Source organism: Streptomyces sp. S6, assembly GCF_054880855.1.
On record NZ_JBTYMC010000014.1, the window covers coordinates 1 to 26,186 of the forward strand.

The window sequence follows — 26,186 nt, forward strand, 5'->3', positions numbered from 1 at the left end:
CCCCGGAGCACCACGCCGAGCTGGCCGCCGCCCGCGCCCGCACCGATGAGGCCGCCGCCGTCTTCCGCCGGATCCAGGGCGGAGACCTCGCTTCCGTGTCCCACGAAGCACTGGACGCGCACGCGGCCTCCTTCGGTTCCGCGCTCGGCGCACTTTCCGCGCACCGCGACGCACCCGACGGCCTCGCCCGCCTCACCGACACCGCCGCGCGCGGCCTCACCCTCCTCACCTCGGCCGTCCCGCAGGCCGACACCCCGGACGCGATCGTCACCGCCGCCCTCACCTCCGGCCGCCTCACCGACGACGAACACGCGCTGTTCGGGGAGTACCTGGCGATACGTGAGGAGTCCGCCGCGCACCTCGCCGAGAGCGACACCACCCTCGCTTCCTTCATAGGCGTCCGCGCCGACGCCCTGCTGCTCGGCGCGGTCACCGGCGCCGTCGCCGCGCTCGCCCCGGTCCTCGCCGCCTGGCTCGTCTCCCGCAGACGCCGCCGGGCCTCTCTGAAGGACCTGCACGACCTCCACACCTACGCCGAGGAGCTCGCGGGCCGACGGCTCCCCGAGATCCTCGCGCGCGTGGAGAAGGGCGAGCGGATCGACCCGGCCGCAGCGCTCGGCACCGGCACCCGGCGGCGCGGCTCCGAGGAGATCCAGCGCCTCGCGGCCGTCATCGACCGCGTCGGACTCGTCGCCGCCGAGACCGCGATACGCCAGCACATGGGCCGCGAGGGCACCGAGAAGGTCGTCGCCCAGCTCATCCGCCGCACCCAGATCCTGCTGCACCGCCTCATCGCCCTCCTCGACGACCTGGAGCGCAAGCACGAGGACTCCGACCTCCTGCACGACATCTTCAAGGTCGACCACCTCGCCACCCGCGCCCGTCGGCACGCCGAGAACCTGATGATCCTCAGCGGCACGCCCACCGGCCGCCGCACCAACGCCGCCGTCCCGATCACGGACGTGATGCGCGCCTCCGTCGCCGAGACCGAGGCGTACACCCGGGTCAAGGTCAAGAACTCGCCCGCCGACCGCCGTACCGCGCTCGCCGCGCGCGCCGTCTCCGACGTCACGCACCTGCTGGCCGAGCTGATCGAGAACGGCACCAGCTTCTCCCCGCCGGAGACACAGGTCTCGGTGAGCGCGATCCAGGTCGCCAAGGGCCTCGCCATCCACGTCGAGGACCACGGCCTCGGCATCCCGCCCGCCCAGCGCCAGCAGGCCAACCAGCTCCTCGCCAACCCGCCCCGCCTGGACCTCACCGCCCTCGGCGAGGACCCCCGCCTCGGCCACTTCGTCGTCGCCAAGCTCTCCGAGCGGCACGGCATCAAGGTGGAGCTGCGCGAGTCGGTCTACGGCGGCACGCTGAGCATCGTCCTCGTCCCCGCCGAACTGCTCGAAGAGGTCGGCTCGCCGATCCTCGACCAGCTCCAGGCGGCAGCCGCCGCGACGCTGGACGCGCTGCCGGGACAGGAGCACGCGAGCCTCGGCGCGGGCGGCACGGAGACCTTCCAGCCCCCGGTGGAGCAGGTCCTGGCGGGCGCGGGCGCGCTCACCTCCACCGGCTTCGACCTGCCCACCCACACCCGGCTGACCGACTACGACGGCTTCCCCGAGTACGCGGGCGCGGGCCTCCTCCCGCCGGTCGCGGGCCACCCCGAACCCCAGGCCCCCTACGGCTACGAGCCGCAGCCGCAGACCCCGGCGGGCTACGAGACCCCGGCCTACGACGCCGCCTACGACCCCTCGGCCTACGGCGTCCCGGCGTACGAAGGCCTGCCCCCCGAGCCGTCCGCCCCGTACGGCGGCCAGGACGACACCCCGGTGTACGGCAGCCGCCCCGAGGCACCCTACGAGCCGTACCCCGCACAGGCACCCGGGCCCTACGGCCCGGGGGGCACAGGCCTGTACACCGAGCAAGCGGTTTCTCCGCTTTACCAGGAACCGCAGCCGCACCAGCAGTACGGCTACGACACCGCCGGCACCCCGGCGGCGCAGCAGTACCCCCAGCAGACCCGCCCCACAACCCCCCCGGCGGCGGCACCCATGACCGGCAATCCCCCCCTGACCACCCCCGACGTACTGCCACGGCGTACCCGGGGAGCCGCCCTCGCGCAGCAACTGCGCAAGGAGGCCACCCAGTTCGGCGGGGAGGGGGAACCGGACGAGAGCGTCATCTCCCCCGATGTGTCGGCACGCGCGCTGAGCGCCATCCAACGGGGCCTGAAACGAGCGCAGTCGCCCGAGACGGACCCTCCGCCTCCCGGGCAGTACGACGAAGGGCCCTGATGCTTACCAATTGTGAAGGAACGTTACGGAATGAGTGAGCAGGTACACCCCGGTCCGCAGCTGGACTGGCTGCTGGACGACCTGGTGGACCGGATCCCCGAGATTCGTTGTGCTGTCGTGCTGTCGGGGGACGGCCTTCTCATCGGCAAGTCGAAGGACATCCGCCGCGACGACGCCGAGCACCTCTCGGCCGTCGGCTCCGGCGTGCACAGCCTCGCCCGGGGCGCCGCACGCCACTTCCACGGCGGACCCGTCCAGCAGACGGTCATCCAGATGGAGAAGGCGTACCTCTTCATCACGGCGGCGGGCCAGGGCGCGCGCCTCGCGGCGTTCGCCTCGGACACCGTGGACATCGGGATGATGGCGTACGAGATGGGCACGCTCGTGAAACGTGTCGGCACCTATCTGAGCGCCCCACCACGGGTACAGAGCCATCCCGGCGGTCACGGCCAGGATGTCTGAGTCCCGATGGTCGGACGCGTCGGGCGGGGGGCGTTACTTACGGCCTTACGCCATCACGGGCGGCAGGACCCGCCACTCCCAGCACGCCTTCACGCTGATCACCCAGATCGTCTCGCGGTCCGTGGACGACACGGACCACGATTCGCTGGAGCCGGAGTCGGCCAAGATCCTGGAGCTGTGCCGGGACCGCGCGGTGGCGATCGCCGAGATCGCCGCCCTGATGGACCTGCCCGTGAGCGTGGTGAAGATCCTGTGCGGAGATCTCCTCAATACCTCGCTGATCCTAGTCCAGTCGCCGCCCGGCAAGGAAAGCCAGCCGGACGTCGAACTCATCGAAAGGGTGATGGATGCCATCCGTCAACTCTGAACCCGTCCTGCCGACGGCACTGAAGATCCTCGTCGCGGGCGGATTCGGCGTCGGCAAGACGACGATGGTGGGCTCGGTGAGCGAGGTGCCGCCGCTGGAGACCGAAGAGCGCATGACCGAGGTCAGCCGTGGCGTCGACGACCTCTCCGGCGTGGAGAACAAGGTGGCCACCACGGTTGCCATGGACTTCGGCCGGATCACCGTCGCGTCCGACCTCGTCGTGTACCTCTTCGGTACGCCCGGACAGGACCGGTTCTGGTTCATGTGGGACGACCTCGCGAACGGGGCGCTCGGAGCGATCGTCCTCGCGGACACGCGCCGCCTCGACGCGTCGTTCGCCTCCATCGACTTCTTCGAGTCGCGGGAGATTCCGTTCGCCGTGGGGGTCAACTGCTTCCACGGGCGTCGGGAGGCGTCCGTGGAACAGGTCCGGGCCGCGCTCGATCTCGATCCGGGGATTCCGGTCGTGCTGTGCGATGTGCGTGACCGCAACTCCAGCCGGGAGGTGCTGCTTTCGGTGCTTCAGGTGGCTCGTATGCGGGCCGCTGCGCGGCTCAGCAGGTTGGGGCTCGGCTGAGTGTTCGGAGGGGGTGGGGACTGTTTGCTCGAAGGTGCGGCGCCGTCTCGTTTTTTTGCGCCCACGCGGCGGAGCCGCAAATTAAATACAGTCCCGCGCCCCTAAAACGCTAGTGGGTATGTGACCGCCGGTGGGGCTTTGTCCGGTCTGCCTGCTGTGAACGTGAGTGTCACCTCCGTGTAGTGGCCCGCCCTCACGGCGTGCAGGCGGACCCTTACCGGGTAGGCGTGGAACTTGCCCGCCGCGCAGTACGGGACGCAGTCGTTGACCACGTTCACCCCCCGGCCCTCCGCCTCCCGGGACGTCCAGCTCGACCAGTGCAGGGACGTCAGGCGGCTGTTGCCGTCTCCGCAGGCCAGGGTGTAGTCGGTGGGGCGGGTCTGGGGGTGACCCGCGCAGTCCACGAGGGTGGTTCGGGGGTGAGGCGTCGGGGCTGACAGGGTCGCCACCGCGCACAGCGTCAGGGCGGTTCTCGTCAGGTACCTGGGCATGTCCGCTCCCTGTGCCGGTGCTCCCTTCCGACGCTACGGCTGTCCGTCGGGCGGCACCACCTCGCGGGCCCGCGCGAAGAACACGAACTCCTTGCCGGGGCGGTCCGGAGCGCCCCTGACCTCCTCGACGTCGAAGCCGGACGCCGTGAGGGCCGCCGTGACCTCGTCCTGTTCCCGGAAGCGCAGCGTGGACTCGGAGAGCAGTCTCTCGCCGGTCGCCGTCAGGACGTACACGGTCCGGAACGTCACCAGGGGCCACCGCACGCGGGTCACCTCGTGCCAGGTGTCGACCGGGCCGGTGCCGGGGACGTGCACCGTCCGGCGTGAGGACTCCCGTGTCCACTCCTCCCAGGCCCGCCGGGCCGGGTCCCGTGTCTCGAACACGAACCAGCCGCCGGGGCGCAGAGCCGCCCGCACCCCGCGCAGGGTGTCCGCCCAGAGGTCCTCGTCCACGACGGCCTGGGCGGCGTTGCCGGTCATGACGGCGAGGTCCGCGTTCAGGGCGGGCAGGTCGGTCGCGTCGCCGTGCAGCCAACGCACCTCGTCCGCACCGGGCTTGGCGCGGGCGATGTCGAGCGAGGCGCCCGCCGGGTCGACCCCCGTGACGGAGTGGCCCTGCCAGGCGAGCAGCAGCGCGAGGGTGCCTGTGCCGCAGCCGACGTCCAGGATCTGATGGGCCCTCAACTCCCTTGCTATGTCGCGGTAGACGTCGAGGTCGGGGCGGTCGCGTTCGAGGGGGTCGTAGAGGGCGGCCAGTCGCGGGTTCGTGTACTGCTCGTCCGTCATGCCGGTCACGCTAGGAGGCTCAGTGCGCGCCCGCACCCGGATTTCGGGCCGCCCTGCGGTGCGCGGCGACGCGTTCGCGGGTCGCGCAGCGGGCCGAACAGTAGCGGCGGGGGGTGCCGGAGGTGCTGGTGACATAGACGTTCTCGCAGGTGGCGGAGGTGCAGACACCGCCCGGGGGAAGCTGGCGGTCCCACAGGAGGACGGCGAGGGTCATGCAGGATGAGGCGAGGAACCACTCGGCCCAGGGGGCTTCGTCGTGCCGGTCCAGGTGGAGGTGCCAGGGGGTGTGACCGCCGTGGGAGGTGAGGCGGACGGGGCCGCAGGCGCTCGCGAGAAGGTGGTTGAGGCGGCCGGCGGCCTCGTCGGCGGTCGTGGCGGCGAACACCTCGCGCAGTGCGAGGGCCGCGTCCCGCATGCCGGTGACATCGGCGGTGGACAGGTCCAGGGGGTCCTCCTCGCCGTACTCCCGGAGCACGGCGGCGACGGCGTCGGTGCGGGGTTCGCCGGCCGTGAGGACGTTGACGAGGGCGACGGTGCGGTGGGCGGTGCGGGCGGGGGAGTGGCGGGTGAACCAGTCGTCCGGGGAGGGCTCCATGGCGGCGAGTGTAACGGCCTGGGCTTGACATGCGGTTACTTTGTAACGTCGGATCAATGAGAAGACGTTACGGACTTGTCCGGTACCTGCTCGGCGCGGGGGCCGCCCGCACCGGCGACGAGATGTCTGGCCCGGCTCTGCTCCTCACGGGGACGGCGCTCACCGGCTCCGCGTCGACCGGCTCGGCCCTCCTGGCGGCGGTGACGGCGTCGGCGGCCCTCGGGGGGCCGGTCCTCGGCACCCTCCTCGACCGCACCCCGCACCCCGGCCGCCTTCTCGGCGGGGCCCTCGCGGCGTACGCGGGGGCACTGACGCTGGTGTGGTGGTCACTGGGTGAACTCCCCTTGCCTGTACCCCTGTTCATTGCCCTGACCGGCGGCCTCCTCGCTCCCGCGCTCGCCTCGGGCTGGACCGCTCAGCTCCCTCGCCTGACTGACCCCGGGCGCCTGTCCCGCGCGGGGGCGCTGGACGCGGCGTCCTACGAATTCGCCGCCCTCGCCGGACCCGCACTGGCCGGGGTGGCGGCACTGGCGGCGGGACCGGAGGCGGCGCTGCTGACGTCGGTGACACTGATCGCGCTCGCGCTGCCGACGGCGTGGACTCTGCCGGAAGCCGGGCAGGCCGAAGGGGCGCGGGCCGGAGGTGCGCAGGGCATATCAGCGCGGGCAGCAGAAGCGCAGGCCGAAGAAGCACCGCACCTCCGCCCAGCCCCTCCCGCCTCCCGCGCCTCCCGCTCCTCCCACCCCTTCCTCGCCGACCTCCGCACCGGCTTCACCACCCTCCTCCGCACCCGCCCCCTCGCCCGCGCCACCCTCGCCTCCACCCTCTCCCACACCGGCCTCGGCGCGTTCACGGCTGTCACCCCGTACCTCGGCGGGCGGGAGTTCGGGGACGAGAGCGCGGGGGCCTTCCTGTCGGCCGCTCTCGCGCTCACTTCCCTCGCCGCGAGCCTGGCCCTCGCGCGGTGGCCCGTGAGGGCGAGCCCCGATGCCGTCCTGCTCGCCGGTGCCGTCCTGCTGGGTGCCGCGTTCCTCGCCGCCTCGGTGGCCTCACCCCTCGCCGGTGCGCTGCTCGCCGGGTTCGGTGCCGGGCCGCAGCTCGTCGCGCTGTTCGCGATCCGGCACCGGGAGGCTCCGCAGCGGCTGCGCGGACAGATCTTCAGCACCGGGGCGAGCCTGAAGATCAGCGGGTACGCGGCCGGCGCGGGCTCGGCCGTCCTCTGCCCGCCGCAAGGGACCCTGCTGGTCGCGGCGGGCTGCCAAGTCCTCGCCGTGCTCGGCTTCCTGGCCCTCTCGCGGACCGTCGACCGGCCGAAATCCCGGTCGGAGAGCTGTGGTTGACTACCCGGATGCTGCCCGAATCGGTGCTGAGCACATTGGACCTGCCTCCCGCCGACCGGTTCGAGGCATGGACGCAGCGGCTCGGCCGGACCCACGCGCCCATGCGGCTGCTCAGCGACCACGCGGACGACTACCGGGGAGTCCAACGCCTCATCGCGCTGGGCGAGGTGACGATCTGGCCGGCCTCCTTCGAGCACTTGGTCTTCCACCGCACCCCGCGCCTGGTGCGCCAGTCCGACCCCGAGGTCTACCACCTCTCCCTCCTGCTGCGCGGCGAGGGCGCCGCCGACTGGGGCGGACGACGACAGGCCGCGTACCGGGTCAAGGACCTCCATGTCAGCCACTCGTCACGGGAGTTCGAGGTCTCCACCGGTCCGGACCCCGTGACGATCGTCGGCGTCGAGATACCCCGCGACGCGGTCGTCCTGCCCGGCCGGAGCGCCGAGGACCGGGTGATCGGCCGGATCGACGGCCGCTCCGGGCTCGGCGCGCTGCTCACCCAGTTCCTGATCCAGCTCACCGACGACACCAGCGCGTACCGGCCGACGGACGCCACGCGCCTCGGCACCGTCGTCGTCGACCTCGTCACCGCCCTGTTCGCGCACCTCCTGGACGCCGAGCGGGCCGTGACCCCGGAGACCCGGGCCCGCGCCCTGACCCTGCGGATCAAGGAGTTCGTCCACCGCAACCTCTCCGACCCCGACCTCGACCCGGCGACCATCGCCGCCGCCCACCACATCTCCCGCAGCTACCTGTACCGCCTTTTCCGGGAGGAGGGCCTCACCGTCTCCTCGTACCTGCGCGAGCAGCGCCTGAGGAACGCGCGCCGCGACCTCACCGACCCGGCCCTGAGCGGCCTCCCCATCCATGTGATCGCCGCCCGCCGGGGCTTCCCGCGCGCCGCCGAGTTCACCCGCGCCTTCCGCGCGGCGTACGGCGACACGCCGAGCGAGGTGCGCGCCGAGGCGGGCAGGCGGTGGACGCATTGCGTAGTCCCTGTGGACTGTGTGCCAACGACACGCACCGGACCCGTGCCGCATGCTGGTGATCACCGCGCGGGGCACATGAGCCCGGGAGCCGGTCCAGGGTCACAGGGGAGCCCTGGGCGGCGCCGGGCGCCCTGAAACGACGCGGGTCCGTACCTCAGGGGGTGGAACCCCCCGGGGTACGGACCCGTCTCGCGGACCGGCCGGGCTCAGCGGCCCACGGTGATCACCCCGCCGGCCTTGCCGCCGCCGTCGTACACGACCTTGCCCGTCGACTTCTGCCAGATCCTGATCCGGAAGGTGTCGGGGGCGCCGTCGACGGCGGTGACGCGGAAGGCGTAGCCGGACTTCCTGTTCACCGTCGCCGTGCCCTGGTGGACGGCCTGCTTGCCGGTGACGACGAGCCAGTCCGAGGCGGTGGCGCTCAGCGACACACCGGGGGCGGTGAAGGTGACACGCCCGGTGGGAACGGTCGCCTTCTTGCCGTAGGCGGCGGAGAAGGAGAACGTCGCCCGGCCCTGCGCCGAGCGCAGCGTGCCCGACCCCGACGCCTTGCCCGCCCGGTCGTACACGACCAGCTCCGGAAGCGTCCGGGTGGCCTTGCCGCCGTCGTCGTCCTTGACGGTGACGACGGGACGGCGGATGCCCGCCGAGGTGTACCGGTGCTCCGCCCTGCACACCGGGCCGGTGTACGGCTTGCTGCCGTCGGCCCAGTCGATCGTGCAGGTGTGGGTGTCGCGGGCGCCCGCGTCGGTGAACGCGGCCGTCACGGACGCCGGCTGACCCATCGCCACCGGGGACGGGCCCGCCGCCTTCGTGATGACCGGCGCCGCGTTCGCGACCTTCACCGTCACCGTGTCGCGGCTGCCGCCGCCCGCGATGGCCAGGGTGAACGTGCCGTTGTCGGCGCACGTCACCGTCGTCCGCGCCTTCGTGGGAGCGGCGACCGTGCACGGAGCGCCGCCCTCGACGGACCACTTCGCGCCCGGTGCGCCGGAGGCGACGCCGGTCAGCGCGATCGGCGAGCCCTCGGTGCCGGAGACGTCCGGTCCGGCGTGCACGACCGTCACCGGGTCGATGCTCGACAGCGTCGGCACGACCTTCTTGATCAGGCCGTCCTTGTCGAACTCCATTCTGTCGATGGTCGTTTCGCGGTGGGTGCCGTCGCCGCCGGGGATCGCGAAGCGGTGGTAGGCGATGTACCAGTCGTCGGAGTTCGGGACCTGGACGACCGAGTGGTGGCCGGGGCCCTTGATGCCGAGGGCGAGGTCCTTCTCCAGGATCACGCCCCGCTTCGTCCACGGACCGGTCGGGGAGGGCCCGGTGGCGTACGCGACGCGGTAGTCGACGTCACGGGTGTCGTTCTCCGACCACATGAAGTAGTACGTGCCCCCCCGCTTCACGACGAACGAGCCCTCGTTGTAGCCGCTCGGCGTGATGTCCTTCACGGTCGCCATGTCGAGGGACTTCATGTCCGGGTTCAGCTTCGCCACGTACGCGCGGCCGTTGCCCCAGTACAGGTACGTCGTGCCGTCGTCGTCCGTGAACGCCGCCGGGTCGATCATCTGCCCCGGCAACTGGCCCGCCTTCAGCAGGGGCTTGCCCAGCGCGTCCATGAACGGGCCGGTCGGGGAGTCGGCGACGGCGACGCCGATGTTCGCGTCGGCGCAGAAGTAGAAGTAGTACTTCCCGTTCTTCTGCGCGATGGTCGGCGCCCACGCCCTGCTGTCCGCCCAGGCGACGTCCGGACCGAGGTCGAGGACGACGCCGTGGTCGGTCCAGTGGACCAGGTCCTTCGACGAGTACGCCTTGAATTTCGTCCCGCTCCAGCCGTCGAAGCCGTCCGTCGTCGGGTAGATGTAGAAGGTGTCGCCGAAGCGGACGATGTTCGGGTCGGCGTTGAGACCCGGCAGCACCGGGCTCTTCATCACGAGCGCCGACACGGTCCAGGTGAGCTGCTTGCCGTCGCCGCCGGTCACCGTGTACGTCACCGGCTTGGTGAAGTCCTGGACGCTGCCCGAGGCGGGGCTGATCGCGGAGCCCTTGGCGATGGTGAACTCCGGTGCCAGGCGCCGCAGATCGGTGCCGGGCTTCACCGGGAGGGTGACCTTGCCGTCGGAGACGATCGCGTCCACCTTCAGCTGCGGCAGCGTCACGCGGGCGATCCCCGTGGTGTTGCCGCTGATCTCCATGACCTCGGCGGCCGTCAGCGCCCGGCTGTAGATCCGGAAGTCGTCGACCTCACCGGCGAACGCCGGGTCCGCCGCGTACAGGGACTTGCCGATGTAGCCGGAGTAGTCCTTGGCCGCGTCGTACAGTTCGGACGGTTTGATGTTGGTCTTGGTGCGGGCCACCTCGACACCGTCGGCGTACAGGACCATCGTCCCGGTCGCGCCGTCCAGCGTGACCGTGACGTGCTGCCACTTGCCCGCCGTGAGCGCCGAGTTGCCCGTCAGTTTCTGCTCGGCCGACCAACTCGCCTTCGTGATCGCGGAGTAGAGGGTCGAGCCGCCGTTGGAGGGCGTCGCGAACAGGTACTTGTCGCTGTCCGGGCCGAGTCCGAACAGCCACTGGAAGCCCGCGCCGCCCTGCCACTTCGCGTACGTCGAGACGGTGACCGAACCGGCGTCCTTCAGCACGCCGTTCGGGATCTTCACGTACGAGCCGCCGGACAGCTTCACCGAGCCGCCCTGCACACCGGTCCCGAAGGACGGCGAGCCGACGTAGGTGCCCTGGTTGCCGTGCCCGCTGGAGTCGACGGCGATGTCACCCTTGGTCTCGTCGAACTTGTAGTGCACCAGGAGGTCCGCCGGGACGTCGGGGCCCTGCGCCGACACGGTCACCGTCGCGGTCACCGAAGTGCCGTCCGCCAGCTTGCCCTTGACCTCGAAGGTGCCGGGCTTCCGGTAGGCGTCCGCCGGGACCGCGTCCCAGGTGACCGCACCGGGACGGTCCACGCCGTCGGCGTACCGGGCGATCACGGTCGCCGGGAGCACCGGGGCCTCGCCGGTCCTCGTCGTCACCGCGACGTCCCGGACGCTCTCGACCACCTGGTCGGGCTGGTAGGCCCGCAGCAGCCGGTCGTACTCGGCCTTCGTCACCGGCAGGACCGTGCCGTGCCGGGGACGGGAGGGGAGTTCGTAGTTCGAGGACGGCGTCCACACGCCCTTGTCGAGGTCGGTCGTCTCGAACGGGATGTAGCCGCGACCGCCGAACTCGTCGAGGAACGCGTACCACTTGTTGTCGTCGGTGTTCGACTTGAACACCAGCGGCCCCTCGGCCGCGCTCATCGTGCCCTTGCCGATGCCCTCGGCGACCGGCGTCCAGGACGTGCTCAGCAGCGAGTCGCTCTTCTCCTCGAAGATGAACTTGCTGTTGGGCGTGGACGAGGAGTTGTTCCGCTCGTCCTTGGAGAGGCGGTAGTAGGTGTCGCCGCGCTGGATGACCGTCGAGTCGATGACCGAGTAGCCCCGGTCGACCCACACCTTCGGCGCGCTGAACGTGTAGAAGTCACGCGTCGTCGCGTACATCATCCGGTTGTAGGTGTCACCGGAGTGCGCCTCGTTGTCGTACAGCTTCGACGCCCAGAACACGACGTACTCGCCGAGCTTCGCGTCGTAGTACGCCTCCGGGGCCCACGTGTTGCCCGCGCTGTCCGGGGAGACCCGCACCAGGCGCTGGTTCGTCCAGTGCGTCAGGTCGGTGGACTCCCACACCATGATGGACTTGCTGCCGGTGCGCTGGGAGGCGTCCCAGTCGCCGTTGCCGTAGATCCTGAGGTCGGTGGCGATCTGGTAGAACTTGTCGCCCTCGGGGGAGCGGATGATGAACGGGTCCCGCAGACCCCGCTCGCCGAGCGTCGACGTCAGCACCGGGCGGCCGTCGTTCACCTCACGCCAGTGCAGCGGGTCGTTGCCCCGGCTGACCGCGAAGTGGACCTGCTCGCCGCTGGCGTCGCCCTCGCCCGTGAAGTAGCTGAACAGATAGCCCTCGGGCTGCTGCGCGGCGGGCAGTTCGGGGACCTTCGCCGTCAGGACGCGGGTCGTGCTCTCGGTGCCCTTCGTGACGGTCGCGGTCAGATCGGCGCTCGCCGGACCCGCGCCGTGCGCCGGGCGGTGGACGACGCCGTCGGCCGAGACGAGGTCCGGGCTCGCGGAGGTCCAGGTGACCTTCGTGCCGAAGTCGCCGGCCGAGGGCAGGGTCAGGTTGCCGCGCGCGTCGTCGAGGTTGTGGACGGTCAGCGCGTCGGCCGCCTGCCGGACGGCCGCCGCGTCGTCGAACATCGCCGGGACCGTCACCTCGAAGGACTTCGTGTCGCTGACAGGGCCCTTGCGGAGCGTCGCCGTCAGCGTCGCCTTGCCCGCGGACTGTCCGGACGCCGGGCGCGTCACGGCGCCGGACGCGGAGACGACGTCCGTGTTGTCGCTCGCCCAGGTGATGGCAGAGCCGCCCGCCGCACCCGACTTCGGGAGGGTCAGGTCGGAGGTCACCGCGCTCGTGTCACCGAGGGTCAGCGCCGCCTTGTCGGCCGCCACGCCCTGGGTCGCGACCGGCAGGGACAGGGTCTGCACCTCGGAGTTCGTCAGGGCGCGGTCGTACACACGGAAGTCGCGGATCTTGCCCTGGAACAGGTTGTCGGCCGTGTAGACCGACTTGCCTATGTAGTTCGCGGACGTCGAACCGCCGCCGATCGACCCCGGGGTGAGGGACACCGACGTGTTGCGGCCGACCTCGGCGCCGTCCTCGTAGAGGATGCCCGTCGTGCCGGACTGCGTGTACGTCAGGTGCTTCCACGCGTCGCGCGCGAGGTTGTGGCCGTCGGCGGCGCGGGTGTTCTGCTCCGTGGACCAGTTGCCGGACGCGATCGAGGTGCGCAGCGCGTTGCCCGTCGTGAACAGGTACCCGTTGCCGGCGCCCGCGTTCGTGTTGCCGAAGCCGTACAGGAAGTAGGGGGCCTGCTGGGCGGCGTCCATCCGCACGTCGAAGGAGACGCTGACCGCGTCCATGCCCTTCAGGACGTCGTCCGGCATCTTGACGTAGGTGTCGGAGCCGTTGAAGGCGAGGCCGTCCGAGAAGGCGCCGGTGCCGCTGAGGACACCGTCACGGCCGTGCCCCGAGGCGTCCGGCACGATGGCCGTCCCCGAGGAGGCGTCGAGCTTGTACCAGAGGGCCAGGCCGTCGGTGAGGGAGTCGGCGTCCACCGCGCGGGCGGTGGCGACGGGTGCGGCGAGGCCGATGACCAGCGAGGCGGCGGTCAGCCCGGCGAGCCGGCCCGCCAGGCGTCTCGCCCGGCCCCGGCTGCGCTGGGGTGCGATGTGCGGCATGTCTTGATTCCCTGTCGGAGGACACGAAGGGACGGGGGTGGACGTGACACAGCCGCACGGCCTTTCATCCAGAAGACCGTGCGGTTACAGCTGTGTGACGTCGTGTGGCGAGAGTGTCGGCTGTGGCGAGGAGCGGCGTCAAGAGGTGTCGAACAATGTCCGACATGTCGAACGCCCAGGTGAGGCGGGAGAGTTGACCGGGGCGAGCGCCGACGGCACCCGGCCCGGGGTGCGGCAGGGGGGTTCGTTCGTGAAAATCCTGGTGTGAGGACGGACGACGGTGACGAGCTGCTGCACAGGCTGCGCTCGCTCACCGCACAGGCGCGGGCCCGGGCGGAGGTGCAGCGGTCCCAGGTGGAACTGGCGATCGCCCTCCAGCGCGGCATGCTGCCCCGCGACCTGCCGAGCCCGCCCGGCGTCCGGCTCGCGGTGCGCTACGAGCCCGCCTGCTACGGCCTCAACGTCGGCGGCGACTGGTACGACGCGTTCCCCCTCCCCGACGGACGGTTCGCCCTGTCCATCGGCGACGTCCAGGGCCACAACATCGAGGCCGCCGCGTTCATGGGCCAGGTCAGGGCCGCCCTGCGCGCGCTGGCCTCCGTCACCGGCGACCCCGGCGACCTGCTCGCCCGCACCAACGACCTCCTGTGCTCCCTCGGCGGCGACCTCTTCGCCACCTGCGTCTTCCTGCGCCTCGACCCCGCCACCGGCGTCCTGGAGAGCGCCCGAGCCGGACACACCCCCGTCGTCTGGGCCACCGCCGACGGCCGCTGCGGCATCGCCGACGACGATCCCGGCCCACCGCTGGGCATCCAGCCCGGCGCCGGCTACCCCGTCTCCCACCACCACCTCACCAGCGGCGGCGTCTTCGTCCTCCTCACCGACGGCGTCGTCGAAGGCCCCGCCCTCCCCCTCGACGAGGGCCTCGACCAGGTCGTCCGCCTGGCCGGCATCGCCGCCGTGGCCGGCCTCGGCACCGAATCCCTCGCCGCCGCCGTCATCAAGGGCGCCACCCGCGTCGGCCACGAGGACGACGCGGCGGTCCTGGTGGTGGCCCTCGACAATCCCTGACCCCCGCGTCCGGCGTTCAGCCGAAATCCACCCTCACCTGGCCGAACGGCCCCACCCGGTGTGTGATGGGCCCTGTGGTGGCCACCCGGAACCTGCGCGGGCCGGCTGTCCTCGTCGTGCAGACGGTGGCCGTCGCCGCCCTCTACTACGGGGCCGGACGGCTGGGACTGCTGCGCCGCCTCACCGTCGAGGGCACCGTGTTCACCCCCGTCTGGCCGCCGACCGGCGTCGCCCTCACCTGTCTGCTGGTCCTCGGCCTGCGCGCCTGGGCCGGCATCGCGCTGGGCTGCTTCTTCGTGATCCTCCACCTCGCCGACGGCGGCCCCCTGCACTGGTCGCTCCTCGCGAACCTGGCCGGCAACACCGCCGCACCCGCCTGCGCCTACCTCCTCCTGCGGCACGTCGGCTTCCGCACCGACCTCACCCGCCTGCGCGACGGCGTCGCCCTCGTCTTCCTCGGCGCGCTCCCCCCGATGCTGATCAGCTCCACGACCGGCGTCGGCGTCGCCGTCCTCACCGGGGACCTGACGGCTGACGCCTTCTGGCCGGTGTGGGTCGCCTGGTGGGTCGGTGACGCGATGGGCGTCCTGATCGTCACGCCGCTGCTGCTGATCCTGTACCGGGCACGCCGGCCCTTCCTGGCCCACGTCCGCTGGAAGGAGGCCACCGCACTGGCGGTGACCGCCTGCGCCGTCGTCCCCGTGGCCACGCAGAGCCACGTCAACATGCTGTTCCTGAGCTACCCGGTGCTGATCTGGGCGGCGCTCAGGTTCGAGCTGGCCGGGAGCATGCTGTGCGTGCTGTTCGCGTCGGTGCTGGCGACGGTCGCCGCGACGGACCGGGCCGGCCCCTTCGCGCACCTCACGCACGTCGAGGTGATGCTGAAACTCCAGGCGTTCAACGGGGCGACCGCCCTCACCGCCCTCCTGCTGTCCGCCGTGATCACCGAGCAGCGCAACACCCGCCGCTCGGTGGAGCGCGCCTGCGAGGAACTCGCCGAGGTCCTGGAACACCTCACGGCGGCCGACCGCGCCTACCCGCCGGACCGCTCCAGCAGGTGATCCACGGCCTCCACCACGTCCGCGACACTGTGGTGCGGCACGTCGAGGCCCTCGGGCCAGACCCGGCCGCGCACCCAGATCGGGTTCAGCCCCGCCCCCCGGCCGCCCGCCATGTCGTTCACCGGATCGTCCCCGGTCATCCAGTCCCCGGCCGTCAGCTGCGTCCCGCACCGCGCCGCCGCCAGCTCGAACAGCCGCGCGTCCGGCTTGCGCACGTCGATGTCGCCGGACGCCGCGATGCCGTCCACGAGATCCGCGAGGCCCGCGGAGCGGATCTTCGCGCGCTGGAGGTCCGAGGAGCCGTTCGTCACGACGCCCACGCTCCAGCCGCGCTCCCGCAGCCGGCCGAGGCTCTCCAGGGTCTCCGGACGGCACACCACCGACGCCGCCATCCGGTCCACGTACACCCGCCACAGGTGCTCCGGCGACTCCGTCACCCCGAACCGCTCCGCCAACCTCCCCAGCACGTCCCGCCCGCCGTGCTCGGCCAGCTCCGCCAGCAGCCACGCCTCGACCTCCGGCCGGTACCCGTGATCCCGGCACAGCCCGGCGACGGTGGCGGAGAGGGCGGCGGTACGGTCCACGAGGGTGCCGTCGAGGTCGAACAGGGCGAGACGCATGAGGTGACCTTATCCGCAGGTCAGCCGGTCGCGGGATGGAGTTTCGTGATCTTGCCCTGAGGGGTGGCCTCCAGGTACCCGGAGCCGCCGTCCTCGTCGGACAGGTAGACCTTCATCGTCAGAGGATCGTCGAAAACCGTGAGCGGCGGATTCACCAGCACGTAGCGGGTCTTGGGGTTCGGCACGTTCAGCTTCCTGCGCGCCTCGGCGAGCAGCGCGGGCATCTGGTCCCAGTCGAAGCCGTCGAGGGTGAAGGGCTTCTGGACGGAGGGCAGGGTCCTCTTGATGATGCCGGGCTCGGCCCCCTCACCGGGCCGGTACGTGTACGACTCCAACCGGGTGTTGCTGCCCTCCCGCAGCACCTCCGCCGAGACGTAGTCCGGATACACCGACAGCGACCCGTACCGCTTGCTCCCCGTCTTCTTCTCGATCGCCGCGAGCGCCGTCCGGATGCCGTCCGGGGTGAGCATGCCGCCGGCCGGCTTCTCCTCGGGCGAGGCGCTCCCCGACCGCCTCGCGGAGACCGACGGGGTGGCGGACGACGGCCCCGCCTGCGTCCCGCCGTCCCCCTGGGGCAGGAAGTTCCACGCCAGCACCCCGACCAACGCCACCCCCGCCCCCGGCAGCACGACCGCCGGCCACCGGCGCTGACGCCGTACCGGTACCTGCGGCACGGTCGGCGCGGGGGCCGGTGCGGGAGGCTGGATGCGGTACGACGTCGTCGCCGTCCGGCTCTGCCCCTCCGCCGCCTCCGTCAGCAGCCGCTCCACCGTCTGGGCTCCCGGCCGTCCCGACGGGTCGCGGTCGAGGAGGCGGACGAGGACGTCCGTGAGGGGCCCGGCATGGACCGGCGGGGGTATCTCCTCGCTGAGGACCGCCGCGAGCGTCGCCAAGGTGGTGTTCCTGCGGAGGGGGTGGCGGCCCTCCACGGCCGTGTACAGCATCATGCCGAGCGACCACAGGTCGGACGCCGGGCCGCCGCCCTGTCCGGAGACGCGTTCGGGGGCCATGTAGTCGGGCGTGCCGATGATGGAGCCGGTCGCGGTGAGCGCCGTCGCCTCGCGGATCGCGGCGATGCCGAAGTCGGTCAGGACGGGCCGCCCGTCGGGCCGCAGCAGGACGTTCGCCGGTTTCACGTCCCGGTGCTGGATGCCCGCGTCGTGCGCGGCGCGCAGCGCGGACAGCACGCCCAGACCGGTCCGGGCGGCCTCGACGGGGTCCATCGGCCCCTCGGCGAGCCGGTCGGCGAGCGAACCGCCGGGCACCAGCTCCATGACGATCCAGGGATAGGTGCCCTCGCCCTCGTCGACGATGTGGTGGATCGTGACGACCCCGGGATGGTCGAGCCGGGCCAGCGCCCGCGCCTCGCGCAACACCCGCTGCCGCAACTGGTGCGCGGCCTCGGGGTCGTACTCCGCGAGGTCGGGGTCCGGCGGCCGGACCTCTTTGACGGCGACCTCACGGCGCAGCACGAGATCCGTGGCCCGCCACACGAGCCCCATGCCGCCCCCGCCGAGCCGCGCCTCCAGCTGGAAGCGCCCGTCGACCACCCGTCTGACCGCGTCGTTCATGCGCGGAGCATAGGACACCGCCGACCGTGTGCCCCGCGCGCGGGGTGGCCCCCGTCACATGGACCTGTGCCCCCGGCGCCGACACGATGGGTCCCACACCGGCGAAGGGATTCGGGATGTTCCGTAAGGTGCTGGTCGCCAACCGAGGCGAGATCGCGATCCGGGCGTTCCGCGCCGGATACGAGCTGGGGGCGCGGACGGTCGCCGTGTTCCCGCACGAGGACCGCAACTCGCTGCACCGCCTGAAGGCCGACGAGGCGTACGAGATCGGCGAGCCCGGCCACCCGGTGCGGGCCTACCTCTCGGTGGAGGAGATCGTCACCGCCGCCCGGCGCGCGGGAGCCGACGCCGTCTACCCGGGGTACGGATTCCTCTCCGAGAACCCCGAACTCGCCCGCGCCTGCGAGGAGGCCGGGATCACCTTCGTCGGCCCGGACGCCCGCACCCTGGAGCTGACCGGCAACAAGGCGAGCGCCGTGGCCGCCGCCCGCGCCGCCGGAGTCCCGGTCCTCGGCTCCTCCGCACCCTCCAACGACGTCGACGAACTCGTCGCCGCCGCCGAGGAGATCGGCTTCCCGGTGTTTGTGAAGGCTGTCGCGGGCGGCGGCGGACGCGGCATGCGGCGCGTCGAGGACCGGTCCGTGCTGCGCGAGTCCATCGAGGCGGCGTCCCGGGAGGCGGCGTCCGCGTTCGGCGACCCGACGGTCTTCCTGGAGAAGGCCGTCGTCGACCCCCGCCACATCGAGGTGCAGATCCTCGCGGACGGCGACGGGAACGTCATCCACCTCTACGAGCGCGACTGTTCGGTGCAGCGGCGCCACCAGAAGGTCATCGAGCTGGCCCCCGCGCCGAACCTGGACCCGGCGCTGCGCGACCGGATCTGCGCCGACGCCGTGCGGTTCGCCCGCGAGATCGGCTACCGCAACGCGGGCACCGTCGAGTTCCTCCTCGACCGGGACGGCAACCACGTCTTCATCGAGATGAACCCGCGCATCCAGGTCGAGCACACGGTCACCGAGGAGGTCACCGACGTCGACCTCGTGCAGGCCCAACTCCGCATCGCCTCCGGGGAGTCGCTCGCCGACCTCGGGCTCTCGCAGGAGACGGTGAAGCTGCACGGCGCCGCCCTCCAGTGCCGGATCACCACCGAGGACCCCGCCAACGGGTTCCGCCCCGACACCGGCCGCATCAGCGCCTACCGTTCACCGGGTGGTTCAGGCATCCGGCTGGACGGCGGAACGACCCACGCCGGTACGGAGATCAGCGCCCACTTCGACTCGATGCTGGTGAAACTCACCTGCCGGGGCCGGGACTTCAGGTCCGCGATCGGCCGGGCCCGGCGTGCCGTCGCCGAGTTCCGGATCCGGGGTGTCGCCACCAACATCCCCTTCCTGCAAGCCGTGCTGGACGACGCGGACTTCCAGGCGGGCCGGGTCACCACGTCGTTCATCGAGCAGCGCCCGCACCTGCTGACCGCGCGCACCTCCGCCGACCGGGGCACCAAGCTCCTCACCTACCTCGCCGACGTCACCGTCAACAAGCCGCACGGCGAACGCCCCGACCTCCTCGACCCGTTGGCCAAGCTCCCCGCGACCCCGGCGGCCGAGCCCCCGGCGGGTTCCCGGCAGCGCCTGATCGAGCTGGGCCCGGACGGCTTCGCCCGCTGGATGCGCGAGACGCCCCGACTCGGCGTCACCGACACGACGTTCCGCGACGCCCACCAGTCCCTCCTTGCGACCCGCGTCCGCACGAAGGACCTCCTCGCCTCCGCCCCGCTCGTCGCCCGCACCCTCCCCGACCTGCTCTCCCTGGAGTGCTGGGGCGGCGCGACCTACGACGTCGCCCTCAGGTTCCTCGCCGAGGACCCCTGGGAGCGGCTCGCGGCGCTGCGCGAGGCCGTGCCGAACATCTGCCTCCAGATGCTGCTGCGCGGCCGCAACACCGTCGGCTACACCCCCTACCCCACCGAGGTCACCGACGCGTTCGTCGAGGAGGCCGCCGCCACCGGCATCGACATCTTCCGCGTCTTCGACGCCCTCAACGACGTCGACCAGATGCGGCCCGCGATCGACGCCGTGCGCCGGACGGGAACGGCGGTCGCGGAGGTGGCGCTCTGCTACACCGCCGACCTCTCCGACCCGGGGGAGCGGCTCTACACCCTGGACTACTACCTGCGGCTCGCGGAGAAGATCGTCGAGGCGGGGGCGCACGTCCTCGCCGTGAAGGACATGGCGGGCGTGCTGCGGGCACCGGCCGCCGCGACGCTGGTGTCGGCGCTGCGCCGCGAGTTCGGGCTGCCGGTGCACCTGCACACCCACGACACGGCGGGCGGCCAGCTCGCGACCTACCTCGCGGCGATCGGGGCGGGCGTGGACGCGGTCGACGGGGCCGTGGCGTCGATGGCCGGGACGACGTCGCAGCCGTCGCTGTCCGCGATCGTCGCCGCCACCGACCACTCCGAGCGCACGACCGGACTCGACCTCCAGGCCGTCGGCGACCTGGAGCCGTACTGGGAGAGCGTGCGGCGGGTGTACGCGCCGTTCGAGGCGGGGCTCGCCGCGCCGACCGGGCGGGTCTACCACCACGAGATCCCCGGCGGACAGCTCTCCAACCTGCGCACCCAGGCCGTCGCGCTGGGGCTGGGGGACCGGTTCGAGGACATCGAGTCGATGTACGCCGCCGCCGACCGGATCCTCGGGCGGCTGGTGAAGGTGACGCCGTCCTCCAAGGTCGTCGGGGACCTCGCCCTGCACCTCGTCGGCGCCGGGGTCGCGCCCGGGGACTTCGAGGAGACGCCGGACCGGTTCGACATCCCGGACTCGGTGATCGGGTTCCTGCGCGGCGAGCTGGGCACCCCGCCCGGCGGCTGGCCCGAGCCGTTCCGCACCCGCGCCCTCCAAGGGCGGCCCGCAGCGAAGCCCGTGCAGGAGCTGACCGCCGCGGACCGCGAAGGCCTCGACAAGCAGCGCCGGACCACCCTGAACCGGCTCCTGTTCCCCGGCCCGACCCGCGACTTCGAGACCCACCGGCAGGCGTACGGCGACACCAGCGTCCTCGACAGCAAGGACTTCTTCTACGGGCTGCGTCCGGGCAAGGAGTACGCCGTCGACCTGGAGCCCGGCGTCCGGCTGCTCATCGAGCTCCAGGCGATCGGGGAGGCCGACGAACGCGGCATGCGGACCGTGATGGCCGGCCTCAACGGGCAGCTGCGGCCCATCCAGGTCCGCGACCGGGCCGCCGCCTCCGACGTCCCCGCCACCGAGAAGGCCGACCGCTCCGACGCCGGGCACGTCGCCGCGCCGTTCGCCGGGGTGGTCACCCTCGCCGTCGCCGAGGGCGACGAGGTGGCCGCCGGGGCGACCGTCGCGACCATCGAGGCGATGAAGATGGAGGCCTCGATCACGGCCCCGGCGGCGGGCCGGGTGACGCGGCTCGCCATCAACCGCGTCCAGCAGGTGGAGGGCGGGGATCTGCTGGTGGAGGTGCGCTGAGCGGTGTCTTGAGGAGGGCCGGGTTCCCGTGCGGGGACCCGGCCTCTTCCGGGTGGGGTGTCAGGTGGAGATCCCGGTGCGGCCCTCGGCGAAGTAGTGCCCCGCGTCCAGGTCGGCGATCAAGCCCGGTCCTTCGGGGGTCCAGCCCAGCAGCTCCTGGGTGTGGGCGCTGGACGCGGGGGAGTCGAGGCTGAGGAACGGGGCGAGCCAGCTGAAGTGCTCGCCCGCCCGGTCCGCCGTGACCGGGACGGCCGGGACCCCGAGCCCCCGTCCGATCGCCTCGGCGACCTCGCGCAGGGGCACCCCGTCCTCGGCGTTGCCGTGCAGCACGGAACCGGCCGGTGCCTTCTCCAGCGCCAGCCGGAACACCCGGGCCGTGTCGGAGCGGTGAGCGGCGGTCCAGCGGGCGCTGCCGTCACCGATGTATCCGGCGCTGCCGTGCTGCCGGGCGAGGTCGACCAGCGTCGCCAGGAACCCCGGGTCGCCGTCCCCGTGCACGATCGGCAGCCGCAGCACCGACGAACGCACCCCGCGCTCGGCGAGAGCGACCGTCGCGACCGCGTTGGCGTGCCGGCCGTGCGGACCCTCCTGACCGGCGGAGACGGCGGGTGTGTCGCGCTCCGTCGCCACCCGGCCCGGCGTGATCATCATCAGCCCCGACGCCAGCACGAACGGTCGGTTCGAACCGGCCAGCACGTCCCCGAACGCCTCCACGACCTGCCGGTCGGCGTCGACGGCCCGGTCGAAACCCCCGCTGAACGCCAGGTCGTGCTTGAACGCCAGATGCACCACCCCGTCCGTCTCGTCCGCCGCCTTCCGCAGGACCGCGAGGTCGTCCAGCGAACCCCTCCGCACCTCGGCCCCGGCGGCCTTCAGTGCGTCGGCCGACGCGTCGGAGCGCGCCAGACCCACCACTTCATGTCCCGCGCCCAGCAGTTCCGGCACGAGAGCCGAACCGATCCAGCCGGACGCACCTGTCACGAACACACGCATGGGAAACCCCCAGAACGAGTTGATGTCAGTCACTGTCATCGACCGTACACCTGATGTCAGTCACTGTCATAGAGATAAGATCCCGCCATGAGCCGATGGCAGCCCGACGCGCGAGGACGCCTCGCCAAAGCGGCACTCGACCTGTACGGCGAGCGCGGCTACGAGCGCACCACCGTCGCCGAGATCGCCGAGCGGGCCGGCCTCACCGAGCGCACCTTCTTCCGGCACTACGCCGACAAACGCGAAGTCCTCTTCGGCGGCACCGGACAGTTCCTGGAACGGATCACGACCGCCGCCGAGACCGTCCCCGCCGACGCGCCGCCCCTCGACGTCGTCGCCGCCGTCCTGGACGCGACCGCCGAGGACTTCCCAGAGACCCGCCGCTCCCACGCCCGGCGCCGCCAGGCCGTCATCGACGCCCACCTCGAACTCCGGGAGCGCGAACTGGTCAAGCTCGCGTACTTCTCCGCCACCCTCGCCACCGTCCTGCGTGAGCGCGGTGTGCCGGACCGGGAGGCGTCCCTCGCGGCCGAGGCGGGCACCGCCGTCTTCAAGGTGGCCCTCGCGCGCTGGATCGAGGAGGACGGCGGCCCGGGACTCGGGCCGCTGATCCACGAGACCCTGGCCGCGCTCAGAGCGGTGACAGCTCGCTGACAGTCCCACCCCCGGTTCCCTGCCGCCTCCCTGACAAGGGAAGATGACCCCGACCAGGGAACGAACCGATGCGGAGGAACCCACCCATGCGGCACGAGCGAGCGGGTAAGCCGGCCGAAGCCGAGGACCTTGTCGACGTGGCCCGGCTGGTCACCGCGTACTACGCGCTGCACCCCGACCCGGCGGAGATCGGCCAGCGCGTCGCCTTCGGCACCTCGGGCCACCGCGGCTCCGCGCTGAACACCGCGTTCAACGAGGACCACATCGCGGCCACCAGCCAGGCCATCGTCGAGTACCGCACCGCCCAGGGCACCGACGGCCCGCTCTTCATCGGCGCCGACACCCATGCCCTCTCCGAACCCGCCCAGGTCACCGCCCTGGAGGTGTTCGCCGCGAACGGCGTCACCGTCCTGCTCGACAGCGCCGGCGGCTACACCCCGACCCCGGCCGTCTCGCACGCGATCCTCACCCACAACAAGGGCCGCACCACGGGCCTCGCGGACGGCGTCGTCGTCACCCCCTCCCACAACCCGCCCGCCGACGGCGGCTTCAAGTACAACCCCCCGTCCGGCGGCCCCGCGGCCTCCGACGCCACCTCCTGGATCCAGGACCGGGCGAACCAGATCATCGCCGCCGGCCTCAAGGACGTCCGCCGCCTCCCGTACACCCAGGCCCTCACCGCCGGGACGACCGGCCGGTACGACTTCCTCGGCACGTACGTCGCCGACCTGCCGAACGTCCTCGACCTCGACGCGATCCGCGCGGCCGGAGTCCGCATCGGCGCCGACCCGCTCGGCGGGGCGTCCGTCGCCTACTGGGGCCGCATCGCCGAGCAGCACCGCCTCGACCTGACGGTCGTCAACCCGAACACCGACCCCACCTGGCGGTTCATGACGCTGGACTGGGACGGCCAGATCCGCATGGACTGCTCCTCCCCGGACGCGATGGCCTCCCTCATCGCCCAGCGCGACCGCTACGACATCGCCACCGGCAACGACGCCGACTCCGACCGGCACGGCATCGTCACCCCCGACGCCGGCCTGATGAACCCCAACCACTACCTCGCCGTCGCCATCGACTACCTGTACCGGCACCGCGCCGACTGGCCCGCCGGTGCGGGCATCGGCAAGACGCTGGTCTCCTCGTCGATGATCGACCGTGTCGCCGCCGACCTCGGCCGCACCCTCGTCGAGGTCCCCGTCGGCTTCAAGTGGTTCGTGGACGGCCTGGTCGGCGGCACGCTCGGCTTCGGCGGCGAGGAGTCCGCGGGCGCCTCCTTCCTGCGCCGCGACGGCTCGGTGTGGACCACCGACAAGGACGGCATCATCCTCGCGCTGCTCGCCTCCGAGATCACCGCCGTCACCGGCAGGACGCCCTCGCAGCTGTACGCCGGGCTCACCGAGAGGTTCGGCACGCCCGCTTACGCCCGCATCGACGCGCCCGCCTCCCGCGAGGAGAAGGCGCTCCTCGCGAAGCTGTCCCCGGCCCAGGTGACCGCACGGACCCTCGCCGGTGAAGAGGTCACGGGCGTGCTGACCGAGGCGCCCGGGAACGGGGCCGCGCTCGGCGGGATCAAGGTGTCCACCGCCAACTCCTGGTTCGCGGCGCGGCCTTCGGGCACCGAGGACGTGTACAAGATCTACGCCGAGTCCTTCAACGGGCCCGAGCACCTCGCCCGGGTGCAGGACGAGGCGCGGACAGTCGTGCTGGACGCGCTGGGCGGCTGACCCCGGCCGGATATGGGTGTCGCCCCCGATACCGGGGAGCGCGCGCGGACGGAAGGGTGGAAGAAGGCCCGGGTTGACCGGACCCGGGTCGTCCAACTCCACCGTTCGCGCCGCCTTCGGCGGTGCCGTCGTCCCAGGAGGACAGCCCTATCCACTCCCCGCGCGCAGCACGACCCCGTCCCGACGCAGGCCGGCGGGAGGTGACCCATGGGACACGCTGACTCGCTGCTGGCCCTCGGCGGAGCCTTCCTCGCCGCAGCCGTCCTCGCCCGGCTCGGCAACAGGTTCGGGCTGCCCACCATCCCGCTCTTCACCCTCGCCGGGATCCTGCTCGGCCCCCACACCCCGGGGATCGTGCTCGTGCGGGACGCGCACGACTTCGAGATGCTCTCCGCGCTCGGCCTCGTGCTCCTGCTGTTCTACCTCGGCCTCGAATTCCACGTCGACGACCTGAGGAACGGTGGCAGGCGGCTGCTCCTCGCGGGCGGCAGCTACCTCGTGCTGAACGTCGGCGCAGGTCTCGCCTTCGGGTTCGGCCTCGGCTGGGGCGCGCGGGAGGCGCTGGTCCTGGCGGGCGTCCTCGGCATCTCGTCGTCCGCGATCGTCACGAAGATCCTCATCGACCTCGGCCGCATCGGACACCCCGGCACGAAGATCGTCCTCGGCGTCATCGTCGTCGAGGACATCTTCCTCGCCCTCTACCTGGCCGTCCTCCAGCCCGTCATCAGCGGCGCGGAAGGCGGTCTGGAGATCGCCTGGCAGGTCACGAAGGCGTTCGGGTTCCTGCTGCTCCTGGCCACCGCCGCCCGCTACGGCACCCGGCTGGTCGCCCGGCTGATCCACGTCCGTGACGACGAACTCCTCGTCATCAGCTTCCTGGGCGCCGCCGTCCTCGTCGCGGGCGTCTCCGAGTACCTCGGGGTCGCGGACGCGATCGGCGCGTTCATGGTCGGCCTCATCTTCGGCGGCACGCCCTCCGGGCCCCGGATCCGCCGGCTGGTTCATCCGCTGCGGGACGCGTTCGCGGCGATCTTCTTCTTCGCCTTCGGACTCGCCATCGACCCCGGCGACTTCGCGGCCGTCGCCGTCCCGGTCCTCGTCGCGGTGGCACTGACGCTCGCCATGAACATCGCCGCCGGGCTCGTCGTGGCGCGGCTGTACGGCTACCGGGCGCGTGAGGCGGTCCTCATCGCGACGACGCTCCTCGCACGCGGCGAGTTCGCGCTGATCCTCGCCGCGATGGCCGCGAACGCCGGACTCGACAGCCGGCTCGCGCCGTTCATCGCCGGGTACGTCCTCGTCCTGGCCGTGCTCGGGCCGCTCGCGGCGGGACGGGTGCACGACCGTGCGGAGAAGTCCACGCCGAAGACTGAGCGGGGACCCGGAGCGGAAGACATCAGGAAAGAGGTGAGGGACCCCGTCACCGCCCCCGACCGGTGACGGACTCTCAGTCAGGCAGGGCCCCGCACAGGCCCGGACGGGAGGACCCGTGTCCGACGGCGACAAGGACCGCCTGGAGGCCCTGGCGTCCGCGACGGAACGCGACGACGCCCGCTTCGCCCGAGCCCTGGCCGAGGGCCGGCCACGGCGCCCCCGCGAGTACCGCCGCGCACACGCCTGGTGGGCCCTGGGCACCGCGGGCGCCCTGCTCCTCGTCGGCATCGCCCTGCCCCACGGTCTGCTGCTGGCGACCGGGCTGGTCCTCGCGGGGATGGCGGCGACCCTGTTCGACCCGCACCGCAGGCATCCGGGGGGCGGGGGGCGCTGAGCTGAGGGGGCGTG

Annotated in this window: 19 protein-coding genes and 1 pseudogene; 13 read left to right on the forward strand and 7 right to left on the reverse strand. The window is 72.1% G+C overall.

Annotated elements, in window-relative coordinates; all coding sequences use genetic code 11:
- The 4 genes from ACVNF4_RS03575 to ACVNF4_RS03590 form a co-directional block, all read left to right on the forward strand.
- Positions 1–2,288, forward strand: a 2,288-nt coding sequence (locus ACVNF4_RS03575; RefSeq protein ID WP_461801167.1) for an ATP-binding protein, incomplete at its 5' end; no start/stop codon positions are given.
- Between the two features lie 30 nt (positions 2,289–2,318).
- Positions 2,319–2,750, forward strand: a complete 432-nt coding sequence (locus tag ACVNF4_RS03580; protein WP_461801168.1) for a roadblock/LC7 domain-containing protein — start codon at positions 2,319–2,321, stop codon at positions 2,748–2,750.
- On the forward strand, positions 2,743–3,117 hold the full coding sequence (locus tag ACVNF4_RS03585) for a DUF742 domain-containing protein (RefSeq protein WP_461801169.1): 375 nt from the start codon (positions 2,743–2,745) through the stop codon (positions 3,115–3,117). The genes ACVNF4_RS03580 and ACVNF4_RS03585 overlap by 8 nt, the downstream gene beginning before the upstream one ends.
- Positions 3,098–3,694, forward strand: a complete 597-nt coding sequence (locus ACVNF4_RS03590) for a GTP-binding protein (protein ID WP_461801170.1) — start codon at positions 3,098–3,100, stop codon at positions 3,692–3,694. The genes ACVNF4_RS03585 and ACVNF4_RS03590 overlap by 20 nt, the downstream gene beginning before the upstream one ends.
- A 101-nt stretch (positions 3,695–3,795) precedes the next feature.
- Here the strand turns inward: ACVNF4_RS03590 and ACVNF4_RS03595 are convergent, their stop codons facing one another.
- Genes ACVNF4_RS03595 through ACVNF4_RS03605 form a run of 3 tightly spaced genes read right to left on the reverse strand, consistent with a single transcriptional unit; the run spans position 3,796 to position 5,566 of the window.
- The gene (locus ACVNF4_RS03595; protein WP_461801171.1) at positions 3,796–4,185 is read right to left on the reverse strand and encodes a hypothetical protein; all 390 of its coding nucleotides are present in this window, start codon (positions 4,183–4,185) and stop codon (positions 3,796–3,798) included.
- 33 nt (positions 4,186–4,218) lie between these two features.
- Positions 4,219–4,971, reverse strand: coding sequence for a class I SAM-dependent methyltransferase (locus ACVNF4_RS03600; RefSeq protein WP_461801172.1), 753 nt, complete (start codon positions 4,969–4,971; stop codon positions 4,219–4,221).
- A gap of 19 nt (positions 4,972–4,990) precedes the next feature.
- Positions 4,991–5,566, reverse strand: a complete 576-nt coding sequence (locus ACVNF4_RS03605; protein WP_461801173.1) for a CGNR zinc finger domain-containing protein — start codon at positions 5,564–5,566, stop codon at positions 4,991–4,993.
- A gap of 56 nt (positions 5,567–5,622) precedes the next feature.
- Between ACVNF4_RS03605 and ACVNF4_RS03610 the strand changes: the two genes are divergently transcribed.
- Both ACVNF4_RS03610 and ACVNF4_RS03615 read left to right on the forward strand, forming a co-directional pair.
- Entirely contained in the window at positions 5,623–6,906 is a 1,284-nt protein-coding gene (locus tag ACVNF4_RS03610) for an MFS transporter (protein ID WP_461801174.1), read from the forward strand.
- An 8-nt stretch (positions 6,907–6,914) separates the two neighbouring features.
- Positions 6,915–7,880: pseudogene (locus tag ACVNF4_RS03615) on the forward strand (AraC family transcriptional regulator); the annotation flags it as partial.
- Between the two features lie 221 nt (positions 7,881–8,101).
- Here the strand turns inward: ACVNF4_RS03615 and ACVNF4_RS03620 are convergent.
- Positions 8,102–13,216, reverse strand: a complete 5,115-nt coding sequence (locus ACVNF4_RS03620) for a family 43 glycosylhydrolase (RefSeq protein WP_461801175.1) — start codon at positions 13,214–13,216, stop codon at positions 8,102–8,104.
- 264 nt (positions 13,217–13,480) lie between these two features.
- On the opposite strand from ACVNF4_RS03620, the gene ACVNF4_RS03625 reads away from it, so the two are divergent.
- Both ACVNF4_RS03625 and ACVNF4_RS03630 read left to right on the forward strand, forming a co-directional pair.
- On the forward strand, positions 13,481–14,287 hold the full coding sequence (locus ACVNF4_RS03625; RefSeq protein ID WP_461801176.1) for a PP2C family protein-serine/threonine phosphatase: 807 nt from the start codon (positions 13,481–13,483) through the stop codon (positions 14,285–14,287).
- A 65-nt stretch (positions 14,288–14,352) separates the two neighbouring features.
- Positions 14,353–15,348 (forward strand): MASE1 domain-containing protein, encoded by a 996-nt coding sequence (locus ACVNF4_RS03630; protein ID WP_461801177.1) that lies wholly within the window; start codon positions 14,353–14,355, stop codon positions 15,346–15,348.
- On the opposite strand, the gene ACVNF4_RS03635 is transcribed toward ACVNF4_RS03630, so the two are convergent.
- On the reverse strand, positions 15,321–15,968 hold the full coding sequence (locus ACVNF4_RS03635; RefSeq protein ID WP_461801178.1) for an HAD family hydrolase: 648 nt from the start codon (positions 15,966–15,968) through the stop codon (positions 15,321–15,323). The two genes, ACVNF4_RS03630 and ACVNF4_RS03635, sit on opposite strands and share 28 nt — an antisense overlap.
- A gap of 20 nt (positions 15,969–15,988) precedes the next feature.
- Positions 15,989–17,539: a serine/threonine-protein kinase gene (locus tag ACVNF4_RS03640; protein WP_461801179.1), complete on the reverse strand. Its 1,551-nt coding sequence runs from the start codon at positions 17,537–17,539 to the stop codon at positions 15,989–15,991.
- A gap of 116 nt (positions 17,540–17,655) precedes the next feature.
- Here ACVNF4_RS03640 and ACVNF4_RS03645 point away from each other — a divergent pair, with 116 nt between their 5' ends.
- Positions 17,656–21,030, forward strand: a complete 3,375-nt coding sequence (locus ACVNF4_RS03645) for a pyruvate carboxylase (RefSeq protein WP_461801180.1) — start codon at positions 17,656–17,658, stop codon at positions 21,028–21,030.
- A 60-nt stretch (positions 21,031–21,090) separates the two neighbouring features.
- Here the strand turns inward: ACVNF4_RS03645 and ACVNF4_RS03650 are convergent, their stop codons facing one another.
- Positions 21,091–22,023 (reverse strand): SDR family oxidoreductase, encoded by a 933-nt coding sequence (locus ACVNF4_RS03650; RefSeq protein ID WP_461801205.1) that lies wholly within the window; start codon positions 22,021–22,023, stop codon positions 21,091–21,093.
- 87 nt (positions 22,024–22,110) lie between these two features.
- Between ACVNF4_RS03650 and ACVNF4_RS03655 the strand changes: the two genes are divergently transcribed.
- The 4 genes from ACVNF4_RS03655 to ACVNF4_RS03670 all read left to right on the forward strand — a co-directional run bounded on the left by ACVNF4_RS03655 (position 22,111) and on the right by ACVNF4_RS03670 (position 26,172).
- Positions 22,111–22,677 carry a TetR/AcrR family transcriptional regulator gene (locus tag ACVNF4_RS03655; protein WP_461801181.1) on the forward strand — a complete coding sequence of 189 codons (567 nt, stop codon included), beginning with the start codon at positions 22,111–22,113 and terminating at the stop codon, positions 22,675–22,677.
- Positions 22,678–22,763: 86 nt separating this feature from the next.
- The gene (gene pgm / locus ACVNF4_RS03660; RefSeq protein ID WP_461801182.1) at positions 22,764–24,404 is read left to right on the forward strand and encodes a phosphoglucomutase (alpha-D-glucose-1,6-bisphosphate-dependent); all 1,641 of its coding nucleotides are present in this window, start codon (positions 22,764–22,766) and stop codon (positions 24,402–24,404) included.
- 207 nt (positions 24,405–24,611) lie between these two features.
- On the forward strand, positions 24,612–25,844 hold the full coding sequence (locus ACVNF4_RS03665) for a cation:proton antiporter (RefSeq protein WP_461801183.1): 1,233 nt from the start codon (positions 24,612–24,614) through the stop codon (positions 25,842–25,844).
- Positions 25,845–25,893: 49 nt separating this feature from the next.
- The gene (locus tag ACVNF4_RS03670) at positions 25,894–26,172 is read left to right on the forward strand and encodes a DUF3040 domain-containing protein (protein WP_461801184.1); all 279 of its coding nucleotides are present in this window, start codon (positions 25,894–25,896) and stop codon (positions 26,170–26,172) included.
- Positions 26,173–26,186 lie beyond the last annotated feature (14 nt).

Bases quoted from the DNA above. Each gene is read 5' to 3' on its own strand.
- ACVNF4_RS03605 (WP_461801173.1), bottom strand. From the start codon at position 5,566: ATGGAGCCCTCCCCGGACGACTGGTTCACCCGCCACTCCCCCGCCCGC.
- ACVNF4_RS03610 (WP_461801174.1), top strand. From the start codon at position 5,623: ATGAGAAGACGTTACGGACTTGTCCGGTACCTGCTCGGCGCGGGGGCC.
- ACVNF4_RS03580 (WP_461801168.1), top strand. From the start codon at position 2,319: ATGAGTGAGCAGGTACACCCCGGTCCGCAGCTGGACTGGCTGCTGGAC.
- pgm (WP_461801182.1), top strand. From the start codon at position 22,764: ATGCGGCACGAGCGAGCGGGTAAGCCGGCCGAAGCCGAGGACCTTGTC.
- ACVNF4_RS03585 (WP_461801169.1), top strand. From the start codon at position 2,743: ATGTCTGAGTCCCGATGGTCGGACGCGTCGGGCGGGGGGCGTTACTTA.
- ACVNF4_RS03655 (WP_461801181.1), top strand. From the start codon at position 22,111: ATGAGCCGATGGCAGCCCGACGCGCGAGGACGCCTCGCCAAAGCGGCA.
- ACVNF4_RS03600 (WP_461801172.1), bottom strand. From the start codon at position 4,971: ATGACGGACGAGCAGTACACGAACCCGCGACTGGCCGCCCTCTACGAC.
- ACVNF4_RS03665 (WP_461801183.1), top strand. From the start codon at position 24,612: ATGGGACACGCTGACTCGCTGCTGGCCCTCGGCGGAGCCTTCCTCGCC.
- ACVNF4_RS03630 (WP_461801177.1), top strand. From the start codon at position 14,353: ATGGGCCCTGTGGTGGCCACCCGGAACCTGCGCGGGCCGGCTGTCCTC.
- ACVNF4_RS03635 (WP_461801178.1), bottom strand. From the start codon at position 15,968: ATGCGTCTCGCCCTGTTCGACCTCGACGGCACCCTCGTGGACCGTACC.
- ACVNF4_RS03640 (WP_461801179.1), bottom strand. From the start codon at position 17,539: ATGAACGACGCGGTCAGACGGGTGGTCGACGGGCGCTTCCAGCTGGAG.
- ACVNF4_RS03590 (WP_461801170.1), top strand. From the start codon at position 3,098: ATGCCATCCGTCAACTCTGAACCCGTCCTGCCGACGGCACTGAAGATC.
- ACVNF4_RS03595 (WP_461801171.1), bottom strand. From the start codon at position 4,185: ATGCCCAGGTACCTGACGAGAACCGCCCTGACGCTGTGCGCGGTGGCG.
- ACVNF4_RS03650 (WP_461801205.1), bottom strand. From the start codon at position 22,023: ATGCGTGTGTTCGTGACAGGTGCGTCCGGCTGGATCGGTTCGGCTCTC.
- ACVNF4_RS03645 (WP_461801180.1), top strand. From the start codon at position 17,656: ATGTTCCGTAAGGTGCTGGTCGCCAACCGAGGCGAGATCGCGATCCGG.
- ACVNF4_RS03620 (WP_461801175.1), bottom strand. From the start codon at position 13,216: ATGCCGCACATCGCACCCCAGCGCAGCCGGGGCCGGGCGAGACGCCTG.